Genomic DNA, 13,949 nt, shown 5'->3' with positions numbered 1-13,949 from the left:
AAACCAATAAACCAAAAATTACTTTACTAAAGCCGGGTTGTAAAGTTTTACGTTCTCTTTGCGAAGGCTTTCAACCGGCATCTTGATAACCTTACGGTCATAGGTAAGGAAACCATTAACTTCACCCTCAACATCAGTGGTTTGCGTATACACCGCTGCGGATAATCCAAGCTTAATAAGTTCCTGCAAGCGATCAGTAAATGTTACATAACGCTTTAACAGGTCTTCACCGTTTTTAAATGTCTGGTAGCCCCAGTTTTTATTTGCCTGCCAGTTATGGCCTTCAACCGGCCAGCCCAAGCCGCCAAACTCACCTAAAACCACGGCAGTTGTTTTGCCAAAAATATCAGGCCTCGGCGTTGCAGGCTGCGGATAATTGTGCAGGTCTACAATATGGCCGGTTGTATAAAAATTACCACCGCTGGCGCTGTTCACCAATCTCGATGGGTCTTTTTTCATTGTCCACTCACTTATCTCAACTGTTTTAAATTGTCCCCAGGCTTCATTAAAAGGAGTCCATACAACAATAGACGGGTAGTTGTGCAATTCGTTCATGATCGCATTCCATTCTTTGCGGTAGTAACCTTCAGATTCGGGAGTGCGATTTTGGTCGGTTGCGCGGTCAATTACTCCGGGGCGGTTCTCCCAGCCATTGCCCAGGTCTCCGCTCGGCATATCCTGCCAAAGCAGCATACCATGCTGGTCGCAATAGGTATAGTAACGAGCTGGTTCTACCTTGATGTGTTTACGTATCATGTTAAAGCCCATCTCTTTAAGCTTGTCAATATCGTACACCATAGCTTCGTATGTAGGCGGGGTGTATAAACCATCAGGCCACCAGCCCTGATCTAACGGGCCGTATTGGAATACAAAATTGTTATTCAGTAACATACGTTGCACGCCATTTGCATCGGCACCAAGCGAAATCTTACGCATAGCGAAATAACTCTTTACCTGGTCAATCGCTTTGTTGTTGCGGATAACAGCAACCTGCAGATCATAAAGGAAAGGGCTTTCTGGCGACCATAATTTAGGATTGGCGATATTTAACATGGCCGTAGCGCCTGCGTCAACCGTCTGCTCATCAACGCGGATTTTTCCGTCGTAAGCGGTTATACGCAGTTTGTCGCCTGGTTGTACGCCGGCAATAGCTGCAGATACTGATAAAGTTTTCTGATCTATATCCGGCGTTTGCTTGGTTGACTGGATATGCGTTTTCGCAACGCCTTCTACCCATACGGTTTGCCATATACCAGTTACAGGCGTGTACCAAATACCTTCGGGTTTTTTTACCTGTTTGCCACGAGGCTGCGGGCCGTCATCGGTAGGGTCCCAAACACTCACTACAATTTGCTGATCGCCGCCGCCTTTAAGAGCAGTGGTGATATCAAAAGTGAACGGGTCAAAACCCCCTTCGTGCTTGCCTATGCTTTTGCCGTTAACAAATACCTCGGTACGCCAATCTACCGCACCAAAATGCAGCAATACCTGCTTGCCTTTTACCTGGTTACTTAATTTGAATGTTGTTTTGTACCAAAGCAAGCTATCCTTGCCAACGGTTTTGCCCACTCCTGATAATGCAGATTCTACTGCAAATGGCACTAAAATCTTACCATCATATTTTGAGGGAGTGTTGGCTTTTGCCACAATGCTGTAGTCCCAAAGGCCGTTAAGATTTTGCCAGTTATTGTCCCTCACCAGTTGCGGACGGGGATATTCCGGAAGCGGTTTTTTAGGGTCTACCTTATCGGCCCAGGGCGTGGTAATGCGGTCTTTAATAGGATGCCAGTTGCTTTGCTGTGCAAATGCGCCGAAGGCTGAACAAAGTAAGGCAAAGCTTAACGTAAACTTATTCATTTGTAGGTGTCTTGAATTTAATTAAATAAGGGGCGTAGCGTATTTACGCCCCTTAAATTTAGAAAGTAACTTTTACTAACGGGGAGAAGATAAGATCTTCAAGCCCTGTAATTTTTAATCCCACCCTTGCAAAAACATAATTTTGCGTTGGTGTTAGTGCTGGTATGGCCGTAGTGATGCTGAGGTTTTGAAAACCGGTTATAGCCGATCCTTCAATTGAGGTCTGGGCAATATTATCACCACCAGATACAAACTGCGTTTTGTTGATGAATAAGGTTACACGTTCAACATCACGGGCATTTGCATCAGTAATTACCTTGTTGATATCAAACTTAGCCGTAACAATGTTATTAGCTGCAGTTATCTGGCTATTATTGATAAGATAATAAGGGGTTACGTTGATATCTAAATTTTGGTCGCCACTTACGTTGACTGCCAGTGTATCGCGTTGATTAGTGGTTTGGTTCTCATTCCAACGGAAAGGCCCTTGGCCGTTGGGAATTATCATTTTGTAATTGCCACTGAACAACAAGGTGGAGTAAGAGCCGTCCTGACCAAATGTGCCAACTATAGCCCCTGTTTTACCAAAACCCGGTTGGTACAATTGAAATGGCACCTGGTTAAATTCAACATTGATAGGTTCACCGTTATAAACCAACCGCCCTTTTAAAGTAACAGACGGTGCATCATAGGTATCCTTTTTGCATGCTGTTATTGCCCACATCATAGCGAACAATATTATAAAACTGTATTTATATTTCATGATCTTTTCAAGTTATTGATTTGGTTGCTTCACAAGTTTTGGGTTCGCTGATAAGATATCGTTACTGATCTGAGAGTAGTAGTTACCCAGCCTAAAGGTATTTGCGCCGGTAACCAAGCTCGGGCGTACCTCTTTAAATAGCCATTTGCCATTATTAGGGTTGCCCGGATTGTAGTACTTATATGGCCATAGACCATAAGGCTGTGTGTTTCTTTTTTTCGCCGAACCGATGTTAGACTTTAGATCAGCAACCGTCATTTGTGTGCCGTCCCAAACTATGTGTGCCAAGCGCCATCTTTTCATGTCGTAAAGGGTATGGCCTTCAAATACCAATTCAACCCTTCTTTCATGCACAATGCGGTCGAAGGAAAGCTCAGTCAATGGGGTTGTCAATCCTGCGCGAGAACGTACCTGGTTAATATAGGTAAGCGCCAGGCCGTTGTTTCCTAACTCAAAAGCCGCCTCACAAGCGTTTAACAACACCTCAGCATAACGATAGCGAATAAAGGGAACATCGCTGCCTGTACCGCGTCTGCCAGAACCGGTTGACGGATCAAGATATTTGCGGATGTAGAACCCTGTTTGCGTACGCAATTCCTTGCTGTTAGCAGGGCCATCGTTACCAATTACCTGTACACTTGCAGTGGTACCGGGCAGCGCTCTTAGAATAGATGCATCGTTGCTGCTGAACACGCTCCCATCTGCTAATTGATACCCTGCCCAAATATCAAGGGGCTGGGCTTTAAAGGTACTTCCGGGTGTAATTACAGTGCCTGCAAGACGGGCATCGCGGCCCGCAAAAATATCCTTTTGATCGGTATAGTAGATCGGGTTGCCGCTACCGTCAGTTGTAGCCAATGGGGCATAAGTGTTATCAAGTTTTTCAAAAGCTTCTACCAGGTTCAAAGAAGGGTTTAGCCGACCTGCATCGCTTCCTTCTTCTCTCGAAGAATAGGGTTGATCATTCACAGTAAATGAATGTTTCTTTTGGGTGCCTATCTTGAAGTCTTCTATGAAAATAGATTCTTTGTTCTTGGTGCTTTTGTCGTAGAAAATAGCGGCAAAATTCTCAGAAAGATTGGTTTGACCCTGGTAAAGGGCATAAGCACCGGCGCTTCCGCTGATGATCTGTTGGGCTGCTGCAAGTGCTTTGGTGTAATAATCGTTTGCCAATGTACTTGGTATACCTACCTCGTTGCCTGGTAGCGTAACTTGCGGCGTTGTGGTGCCATATTTTGCAATACTGCCTGCATACAAAGCTGCCCTTGTTTCCATTGCCAGGGCAGCGCCTTTTGTGGCCCTTCCTTTTTCATCAGCATTGGTAGGCAGCGCGTCTTTAATTGCCTCTGCTTCGCTGATAATGAAATCATATACTTCAGACTCCTTAGCCCTCGGTTTTTGGAGGGTAAGCGGATCTTGTATCTGTTCAGAGGCTTCTGTTACCAACGGAACGCCGCCCATCCTCTTTACCAGCTCAAAATAGAAATTAGCTCTCAGGAAACGGGCTTCTGCCAGAAATCTTGATTTATCTGCATCGCTCAACTTGGTGGATGCCGAAGCTCTTTGAATAAATAGGTTTAATTCGCGGATGTAAGTATAGTCCCAATTACCCCATTCACCATACCCCCAGCCACTCCGCTGAACAAAAAAGCTGCTGCCGTTTTCAGACGGGAAAGCCTCACTGAAGTCTACAAAAGTAGCCCAGCCATCGTCAAGGCTTGAAAAATCAAGCTGACGGCTGTATAAGTTCGCCAAGGCAGAGAGTACAAGGACAGGATCTGAGAATAATGTTTCCGTTGGGATCACCTGTTTTGGCGGTACATCTAAAAATTCACTATCCTTTTTGCAGGCGCCAGTAGTAAGTAGCGCTGCAACCATTATTGCTTTATATCTTGTTTTCATTTGAATTTATATTTAGGATGCCATTAAAAGGTGAGGTTAACACCAAAGTTGAGCACTCTGCTTTGCGGGAATTGCAAGCCGTTATCATCGATGGTCTCAGGATCGAGATTAAATTGCTTCATGTTATCAAACGAGAACATGTTGTAGCCGTTAACATAAACGCGAGCCCTTTTCATGCGCACTTTCTTTAACCATGCTGTTGGTAAGGTATAACCCACCTCAATAGTCCGGGCTCTTAGGTAAGTGAGGTTATGCAACCAGAAAGTTGAATTGGTTATTACCTGCCTGTTACCGTTCTCATCGTTATAAATTACGCCATAATCGGAGTGTCCTTCATTACCGGGGTTAAAACGGGTTGCAGGATATTTGCCGGGAATCCACGGGCTGTTCACATCATATGGATCGCTATGGTGCCAACGGTCTGAGAATATGGTGTTAAAGTTACCATCGTTCTGGAAGGCCCACTTATTTTCATAGTTCTGGAACCAGGTGTATCCTGATGCACCGGAGAAGTCGGCCCTTATATCAAAGCTTTTATAAGTAGCTCCAATGGTAAAACCAAAGTTGATGTTAGGCTGGGTGCCGTAGCCAAAACCAATAGGGCGCTGGTCGTACTGGTCAATTTTTCCGTCGTTGTTTTGATCTTTGTAGATCAGGTCGCCGGGCAGCAAGGTGCGGTTACCTTTGCCATCAATATTAATCGGGTAATTGTTTATCTGCTCCTGCGAGGTAAACTGACCTGTTACCTGATATCCCCAGTCGATATTTTTATATCGGTTCACCTGGGAGTTTCTGTATTGGTCCCATGAGTTGGCAAACAACGGGTTGTAAATATCTACGTTTTTTGCTCTTGTATAACCGATGTTACCACCAATGTTGACTCTCACCTTTCCAATAATGGTATTGTAATTAAGTGCGATTTCCTGCCCATATTGTGCATCGCTGTTCAGGTTTTCTTGTGGCAAGCTGTAACCCGCTTCTGACGGGATAAGTTGATCTACCCTGGCGGCAAGCAGGCCGGTACGTTTACGGTAGAAGTAATCGACGCTACCTGTTAAATGGTTGTTAAACAGGGAGAAATCGGCACCAATATCAAAGGTTTTGCTTTTTAGCCATGATACCTGGGTTATCAAGATACCTTTATCACTGGAACCAATGATGTAATTTCCCGGCTGACCAATGTTGCCATTGCCGCTTATCACAGCTGCACCAGAGTTATAGTTGTAGCCCGGTAAATAAGCGTATGGGGCAACAATTGATTGGTTAGGATCATTAGGATTTCGGTAATCGCCAAGTACACCGTATGATGCCCTGAACTTCAAATCGTTCAACACACTGTTATCGCCCAATAAATTTTTAGCGAACTTCTCTTCGGTAATTCTCCATCCAACGGAACCTCCCGGGAAATAACCAACCCTTTTATCAGGTGCGAAAAGGTACGACGCATCTCTACGACCCGATAATTCTACAAAATACTTGTTTGCATAGTTATAGTTAATACGTGCGATGTAGCCCAACCTTCTGTCAGTATTTTCGCTATCATCATAGGTGTCCATGGTAGGGAAGTAGATCAGCGGCAGATTATTAGATGTTGGTACCGAGTGTACATAGTTTCTCAGGTTTCTAAATTCCAACCTTTCCGCTACAAGTAACCCGCTGATGGTGTGTTTACCAAAGGTGTTGTTATAAAGTAGTTGAAGCTGAGCAGTTGTATTGATGTTTTTGGTTTGTTCACGCTCGCGATAAGGGTTGGTACTTCCGCCTGCCCTGTTGTAGGTATTGGAAGCAGGGTCGTACGAGTATGTGTCGTAAGTGTACTCGTGGTTATTCAGCAGGTAATCTGCATAATAATAAGAGTAAACACCTTTTACCGATAAACCCTTAACACCAGGGATCTGGTATTCTGCGTTAAAGTTTGTTTGTAAGATACGCCAGTCGCTATGGTAAACACCAGACCTTGCTTTGTTAAGAAATGCGTAGTTAGATTCGTTATTAGAGATATTATTTAAGTATAACGGATTATCGTTAGCAAAAGGTCTTTCTGTAGGTTTGTTTCTTAATACAGCAAAGCGGGCTAAGAAATAATCGTCATAACCCGGTACACCCGGATTCTCGCGGGTCTCTATACGGCCGTTAATGTTTACACCAACTTTTAAGCCGCTTGCAACATTAGCGCTTATGTTCGACTGTATGTTTGTACGTTTAAACTCATACTCTTTACCTATTTGGGAATTTTGGTACAGGTTGGTTGCCGATACATAATAGGTTACCCTCTCGTTCCCGCCGTTAAGGTTCAGGTTGATATTAGAGAGCGGGGCATTGTTGTTGCTTTTCAGCACGTAGTCGCGCCAGTCAAAACTTTGGTAACCGCGTTCGGTGCCGGCTTTGTATTTCTCTAATTCTGCCGGTGTAATGGTTGTGCTGCCATTGCTGTTAATTTGCGCTTCTGCCAGGTACCTTGCGTAATCATAAGAATTATTAGTAACTATTGGGAAGCGGGTCCAGTTTTGTAAACCGTAGTTGGCATCCAAGCCAATGCGGGTTTCTCCTGATCCTTTTTTGGTTGTTACTACCACAACACCGTTTGCTGCAAGCACACCATAAATTGCGGCACTTGCATCTTTCAATACCGATATATTTTCGATGTCATTTGGTGCCAGGTTGTTAAACTGACCGGCATCCTGCTGTATACCGTCGATAACATACAAGGGTGCGCCCATGTTACGGATCTGGATATTGGCGCTTGACCCCGGCCGCCCATCCGGCTGCCGGAAAGTAACGCCGGGAAGCTTACCCGCAAGCGTTGTACTCACCGTAGCCCCGCCATGTACCCGCTCTATGTCGCGGTTGGTTACGGAGGCTATGGATCCGGTTACGGTTTCCTTTTTCTGTGTGCCAAAGCCCGTTACCACCACTTCCTGCAGGGAAGAGTTACTTACTTTAAGGCTTACCTTTAAATTTGTTTGGCCGTTAAGCGGTATTTGCTGGGTTACAAAGCCCACATAGGTGAACACCAATACCGAGTTATTAGATGGAACGTTTAAGGTAAAGCCGCCGTTTACATCGGTACTGGTTCCGGCTTGTGAACCCTGTATCCTTACGGCTACGCCCGGAAGCGCAAGGCCGGTAGTATCAGTAACAATGCCCGTAACCTTAGTTTGGGCACTTGCCTTTTGCGCTACCATTAAACAGCCCAGTAGGGTAGTTAATAAAAGCGTTTTATGATACCATTTGCCGAGAGACAATGGCAACAGGGGGTAACCCAGTCGCCTGAGAAGTAAAAGTTTGCTCATATGGTTAAATAATTAAATTGGTTATCGTAACAATAAATGTCCCGGAGACGGGTAAACATTTTTATGTAAAGGAGATGATTTTATTTACCAATAATTAACCAAATCTTCTCAATAGTTGGTTAAAACGTATCATTTTTAGTTCTTAAGAAATAATGGATTGAAATAATTACATTTGTTTATATACACCAATTTGAAACAACTTTTACTCAGCATTCTTTTGTGCCTCAGCTTTGTTGGCAGTAGTAGTGCTCAAAAACACTACTTTAAGCATTACCAGGTTGAGCAAGGCCTATCGCACAATACCGTTTATTGTATTGCGCAGGATAACCGCGGGTTTATATGGTTTGGTACTAAAGACGGCCTTAACCGTTTTGATGGTTATGCCTATAAAACCTTCAGACATGATCCTCGAGATAAAAAAAGCCTTTCTAACAACATCGTACATGCTTTAAGTACGGATGCTGAAGGCAACCTATGGGTAGGTACTGATAATGGCCTTGATAAATTTGATTTTAAAACAGAAGGCTTTGAGCACATCTATCGTGACTCCCGAAAAAGTGTAAGAAAAATCGTTCAGGATACTCACAACAACTGCTGGTTTGTTACAGGTGAAGCACTAATCAGGTTTAATAAAAGTACAGGTGTATCAACCAATTTCCTGACACAGAAGCAATTTGAGGCCACATCAATTGCTGTAAATCATGATGATATATGGGTTGCCACATCCCGCGGAACCCTTGAAAAATTTAACGTAAGTAATGGAACATTCAAAAGTTATGATCTTTTTGATCATTCTTCGGCAGTAGCATCAAATTTTATTGAAAAGATATATGCAGCAGGTTATGATAAATTATTGGTAGGAACTGCCAACCAGGGTGTTAAAGAATTTGATTGCCTAAACGGCAGTTATACCGATATCCTTACGTACAATGCAGATCATACTGAGATATATGTGCGCGATTTTTTTAAAAGCAGCGAGAACGAATACTGGATAGCTACCGAGTCGGGTGTTTTTATTTATGATGCCTTAAGCCATAAATTCACTAATCTTAAAAAGAACTACAACGATCACTACTCGCTATCAGATAACGCGGTTTACAGTTTGTGTCGCGACAGGGAAGGAGGGATGTGGGCCGGTACTTATTTCGGTGGCGTAAATTATTATCCTAAGCAATACTCCACTTTTAATAAGTATTATCCTGGGGCCGATAACAATAGTTTGAAAGGCAACGTAGTGCGTGAGATTTGCAAAGATAAGTTTGGCAACTTCTGGCTGGGTACCGAAGATAATGGCCTAAACAAACTAAGCGCCGACAAAAACACATGGACACATTATTTTCCGGGTGCTGCAAACGGGTTATCTAACAGCAACATACATGGGTTATTAGCAAGTGGTAATAACTTGCTGGTAGGCACCTTTGAACGAGGCTTAAACATTTTTGATATCCCAACGGGCAAGGTTAAACAAATATTTGTGGCGGGTAATGGCGCTAACATGCTTAAAAGCAATTTCGTTATTGGCTTCTGCAGAACAAGCACAGGCATTATACTTGTTGCCACCACCAAAGGCTTGTATCAGTATAATACTGTAAGCAATATTTTTAAACAAGTAGATAAAATCCCCCGGGATAATTTTATTTATTCGGTCGCGGAAGATCATAATGGATTGATTTGGATAGGGACTGTAAGGGATGGGATCTACGTTTATGACCCTCAGAACGATACTGCTACAAAGCTTGCTTATGATTACCCGGTTAAGGATGCGCTACAATCTACAACAGTGAATGGCATTTTTGAAGACAGCGACAGCAATATCTGGTTTGCTACAGAGGGACTGGGGCTATGGAAGTATAACCCCCTAAGCAAGCGTTTTAAATATTACAGTGTAAATACGGGCTTGCCAAGTAATTATGTTTTCAAAATTCTGGAAGACGAACAAAAGCATATTTGGGTGAGTACTACGCGCGGCTTGTTGTCTCTTGATCTGAGAAATGATAACATTAAAATTTACACTCGTGCTAATGGGTTGTTAAGTGATCAATTCAATTATAATTCAGCTTTTAAGGATGATGACGGTACCATGTACTTTGGATGCGTAAAAGGATTGATCAGCTTTAATCCGGCAGAATTCAAGCTTAATAATTTCGTAGCACCGGTTTACATCACGGGTTTCCAGGTGCATAACAGCGAGATATCCGTTAACGGCCCCGATTCATTGCTAAAGCAATCGATCATTAGCACAAACCACATCAGGTTAAACCATCGTCAATCGTCATTCAGTATAGATTTTGCTGCTTTGAGTTTTGCTGCGCCGGAAATGAGCCAGTACAAATACATAATGCAGGGACTTGACCGAAGCTGGACTTATCTTAAAACTAACCGCAAGGTTTACTTTACTCAACTACCACCGGGGCACTATAAATTTGTTGTTAAGGCGGCAAATAACAACGGAGTGTGGAGTGATAGGGAAACGGTGATCAGCATCGATATTGACCCGCCCTTTTGGGCAAGTATATGGGCTTATATAATCTACGCTTTAGTATGTTTAGCAGGAACATTTTACCTGTTACGCGCTTATCATCGTCGCACACGCGAGCGAAACGAACGCTTCATTAAGCAACTGGAAAACGATAAAGAAAAAGAACTTTATAACGCCAAAATTGAGTTTTTTACTAATGTAGCGCATGAGATACGTACCCCGCTTACCTTAATAAAAGGACCAATGGAAAAGGTAATGAAGAAGGCTGAATTACTGCCCGAGCTTCACAAAAACCTGAAGACCATGGAGCGGAATACTGACCGCTTGCTTGACCTTACCAACCAATTGCTTGATTTCAGGAAAACGGAGACCAGCGGTTTTAGCCTGAGTTTTGTGAAGTGTGATGTTAACAGCTTGCTCACGGGGATATTTCAGCGATTTAATCACATGGCCGAGCAACGTAATGTTAATTATAAACTTAAGCAGCCTTCCAAAACTTTGTATGCTTATATTGATGCGGAAGCCTTTACCAAAATTGTAAGTAATCTTATCAGTAATGCACTTAAATACTGCACATCGGAAGTAGAGATCGAATTATTGCCATATAAGGATAACGATTGTTCGTTTCACATTACTGTACGTAACAATGGCAGTTTAATACCTTATGAATTTTGTGATAAGATATTTGAGCCATTTTTTAGGATGAAAGAATCTGTAAATGAGGTGGGTACCGGCATAGGGCTTTCGTTATCCCGATCATTGGCGGATTTGCATAATGGAAAGCTGTTTTTGAACAAACCTTTAAATGGGTTCAATATATTCACACTTACATTGCCTATTCACCAAGAAAAAGAATTTGATCTGCATAACAATCAGGATGAGTACGAGCATACATTGATGCCAGGACGGAAAGGAAATTTAGATTTTATGAAACCAACGATTCTAATTGTAGACGACAATCCCGAAATACTTGATTTCATTTCAGATGAGCTGAGTGAACAGTACGCTATTGTTACGGCGCTTAATGGTAAAGATGCGCTTGAGATGATCAGTGTAGAAAACATCCAACTGATCATTAGTGATGTGATGATGCCTGTGATGGATGGTTTTGAATTATGTAAGCTGGTTAAAACCAATTTCGATCATAGTCATATACCTATCATATTGCTTACAGCTAAAAATACCCTTCAAAGTAAAATAGAAGGTTTAGAGGTTGGGGCTGATGCCTACATTGAAAAGCCTTTTTCCCCGGCGCATTTGCAAGTGCAGGTAGCTAATTTGCTCATCAACCGGAATAAGATAAAGGATTATTTTGCCAGCACACCCCAGGCCCTTCTTAAGTCCATGGCTTACTCTGCACCTGATGAAAGTTTTTTGGATAGGCTGAACTCGGTAATTGTTAACCATCTGCAAGACCCAGAACTGGATGTGGAGCAAGTTGCCAATATTATGAATATGAGCAAACCAACGCTTTACCGTAAAATAAAAGCTATTTCAAACCTTACTATTAATGAGCTAATAAACATAACCCGTTTAAAGGCCGCTGCCCGCCTGCTGGAAGAAACAGATTATAAAATATATGAAGTTGCCACAATGGTTGGTTACAGTTCGCAGTCACACTTAGGGCGTAACTTTCTAAAACAGTTTGGCGCCACCCCCAGCGAATATCAGCAAGCTAAAAGAGTGGTAGCTAAAAATAATGTCATTAGCAGTTAGATTACATATCACACCGGCGATCAGTTAGGCACATTGTTTAATTCGGCGCCTGATTTAATGACTGATTGATTTATTTCCCTTATGCGTTTGGTGTCCATTTTTTCAACCTTACGGTCATAGGTCAAAACACCGTTTACTTCATGCTCAACATCTGTGGTTTGTGTGTAAATAGCTACGCTTAACCCTTTATATTTCAGCAGTTGTTCTACACGATTTAGCAGGAAAACATAGCGGTCGGTCAACGCTGATTGAGTTGGCTCATAGTCATACGCATTGTTTTCCACCGGCCACATATGCTCACGAACAAATAAGCCCACACCACCAAATTCTCCCAGCGATGCTGCGCGTTTCGCATCAGGTACGGATGCGCCATATGGCCCAACGTAGATATGCGTATCTACGTAATCGCCGTTGCCCGGGTCGCCGTAGGGTTTCTGATAGTCTGGATTATTGTTAAAGCCTGAGTTGCCGTTCACTAACCTGGATGGGTCGTACAGCTTCGTCCATGCAGTTATATTTTTCACATCAAAAGCACCCCAGTTCTCATTAAAGGGCACCCAGGTAATGATAGAGGGCGAATTGTAATGTTCATCAATTATGGCTTTCCATTCTTTACGGAAAACCTTGCGGTTAATCGTGGTATCCTCGTTTTGATACCATATTGCAGGCATATCCTGCCAAACCAGGAGCCCCAATTTATCGGCCCAGTAATAAAAACGCTGCGGCTCTGTCTTCATATGTTTACGTATGAGATTGTAACCTGCTTTTTTGGTAAATTCAATATCAAACTTTAAAGCATCCTCGGTTGGTGCCGTAAGCACGCCATCTGGCCAGTAACCCTGATCAAGCAAGCCAAGCTGCATCATGAATTTACCATTTATAAATGGGCGTACAATGCCGTTTAACTTAGCCAGTTTAATATCACGCATACCAAAATAACTGCTTACTTCATCAGCAATACTGCCATCACTGTTGCGCAGTGTTATTTTAAGATCATACAAAAAGGGGTGATCAGGCGACCATAGTTCCGGTTTTTCGATCGGTAGATTAAAGTAGCTTCCTGCAGCAGCTTTAACTTGAGCTATTTCTTTTGTTCCATTTAACGCAATCGCTGTCACACTGCCCGCAGCACCTGAAGTTACAAGCACCTTTAAACGTTTGCCATCAACATCGGGTAAGAGCTTAATGCTTTTGATGTGATTATGCGCAACCGGCTCCAGCCAAACGGTTTGCCATATGCCGGAACTGAAAGTGTAGTCCCCTCTCGGACCGTTTTTGCCGGAAGGCGCTTTACCATCATTAGCGTCATGAGCAGCTACAACGATGATATTTTTTCCCTTCTGAAGATATGGCGTGATATTAAAACTAAAACCGTCGTACTCCCCTGAATGGCTTCCTGCTTTTTTACCATTTATAAATACGGTAGCGTCGTGGTCTACCGCGCCGAAATTTAATATTACATCTTTTCCTTTCCATGCAGCTGGCACCTCAAAAGCACGACGGTACCACATATTTATCTCCTGCTTCTTTTGTATGCCGGATAAGTAGGACTCCGGGCAATAAGGCACCAAGATGTTTTGCTTAATATCTTTAAATTCCGCGGGCTTTTGCGGGTCGAGTGCACTTGGTACCGATCTGCCGCCCTGATAATCCCATTTTCCATTGAGATTCATCCATTCAATCCGTTGCATTTGCGGGCGCGGATATTCATTTAAAGGTACAGCTGCTGTCTTTGCATCGTTTGTCCAGGGTGTTGGCAATTGTGCTTCCTGTGCAAAAACGTTAAAGGAGTATAAAGTAAAATAGGCAGCTATGGCAAATAATATGATTTTTTTGGTTTTCGAGATCATCATATAGGCAGTTAGATGGGCAATATACAGCTTTTGTATTATGAGCTAAACAGATGTTAAGGCATGGCTCATCTTCAGTTGGAAGCTTG

6 protein-coding genes are annotated in these 13,949 nt (G+C 42.9%); 1 reads left to right on the top strand and 5 read right to left on the bottom strand.

Translation table 11 applies throughout. From position 1 onward, the window contains the following. Positions 1-18: 18 nt before the first annotated feature. Genes INP83_RS00540 through INP83_RS00525 form a run of 4 tightly spaced genes read right to left on the bottom strand, consistent with a single transcriptional unit; the run spans position 19 to position 7,815 of the window. On the bottom strand, positions 19-1,857 hold the full coding sequence (locus INP83_RS00540) for a glycoside hydrolase family 2 protein (RefSeq protein ID WP_219125895.1): 1,839 nt from the start codon (positions 1,855-1,857) through the stop codon (positions 19-21). 58 nt (positions 1,858-1,915) lie between these two features. Continuing rightward, complete coding sequence (locus tag INP83_RS00535) at positions 1,916-2,620, bottom strand: DUF3823 domain-containing protein (RefSeq protein ID WP_219125894.1); 705 nt, start codon at positions 2,618-2,620, stop codon at positions 1,916-1,918. Between the two features lie 12 nt (positions 2,621-2,632). Beyond that, entirely contained in the window at positions 2,633-4,522 is a 1,890-nt protein-coding gene (locus INP83_RS00530) for a RagB/SusD family nutrient uptake outer membrane protein (protein WP_219125893.1), read from the bottom strand. A 23-nt stretch (positions 4,523-4,545) separates the two neighbouring features. Then, complete coding sequence (locus tag INP83_RS00525; protein WP_255563216.1) at positions 4,546-7,815, bottom strand: TonB-dependent receptor; 3,270 nt, start codon at positions 7,813-7,815, stop codon at positions 4,546-4,548. 190 nt (positions 7,816-8,005) lie between these two features. Between INP83_RS00525 and INP83_RS00520 the strand changes: the two genes are divergently transcribed. After that, positions 8,006-12,010, top strand: a complete 4,005-nt coding sequence (locus INP83_RS00520; protein ID WP_219125892.1) for a hybrid sensor histidine kinase/response regulator transcription factor — start codon at positions 8,006-8,008, stop codon at positions 12,008-12,010. A gap of 20 nt (positions 12,011-12,030) precedes the next feature. Here INP83_RS00520 and INP83_RS00515 read toward each other — a convergent pair whose 3' ends face one another. Beyond that, positions 12,031-13,863 carry a glycoside hydrolase family 2 protein gene (locus tag INP83_RS00515; protein WP_255563215.1) on the bottom strand — a complete coding sequence of 611 codons (1,833 nt, stop codon included), beginning with the start codon at positions 13,861-13,863 and terminating at the stop codon, positions 12,031-12,033. Positions 13,864-13,949: the final 86 nt, after the last annotated feature.

Source organism: Mucilaginibacter sp. 21P, assembly GCF_019331605.1.
GTDB lineage: Bacteria > Bacteroidota > Bacteroidia > Sphingobacteriales > Sphingobacteriaceae > Mucilaginibacter > Mucilaginibacter achroorhodeus.
The sequence above is the reverse complement of the archived record's forward strand: the minus strand, read 5'-3'. Positions and strand labels throughout refer to the sequence as shown.

Bases quoted from the DNA above. Each gene is read 5' to 3' on its own strand.
- INP83_RS00525 (WP_255563216.1), bottom strand. From the start codon at position 7,815: ATGAGCAAACTTTTACTTCTCAGGCGACTGGGTTACCCCCTGTTGCCA.
- INP83_RS00530 (WP_219125893.1), bottom strand. From the start codon at position 4,522: ATGAAAACAAGATATAAAGCAATAATGGTTGCAGCGCTACTTACTACT.
- INP83_RS00535 (WP_219125894.1), bottom strand. From the start codon at position 2,620: ATGAAATATAAATACAGTTTTATAATATTGTTCGCTATGATGTGGGCA.
- INP83_RS00515 (WP_255563215.1), bottom strand. From the start codon at position 13,863: ATGATGATCTCGAAAACCAAAAAAATCATATTATTTGCCATAGCTGCC.
- INP83_RS00540 (WP_219125895.1), bottom strand. From the start codon at position 1,857: ATGAATAAGTTTACGTTAAGCTTTGCCTTACTTTGTTCAGCCTTCGGC.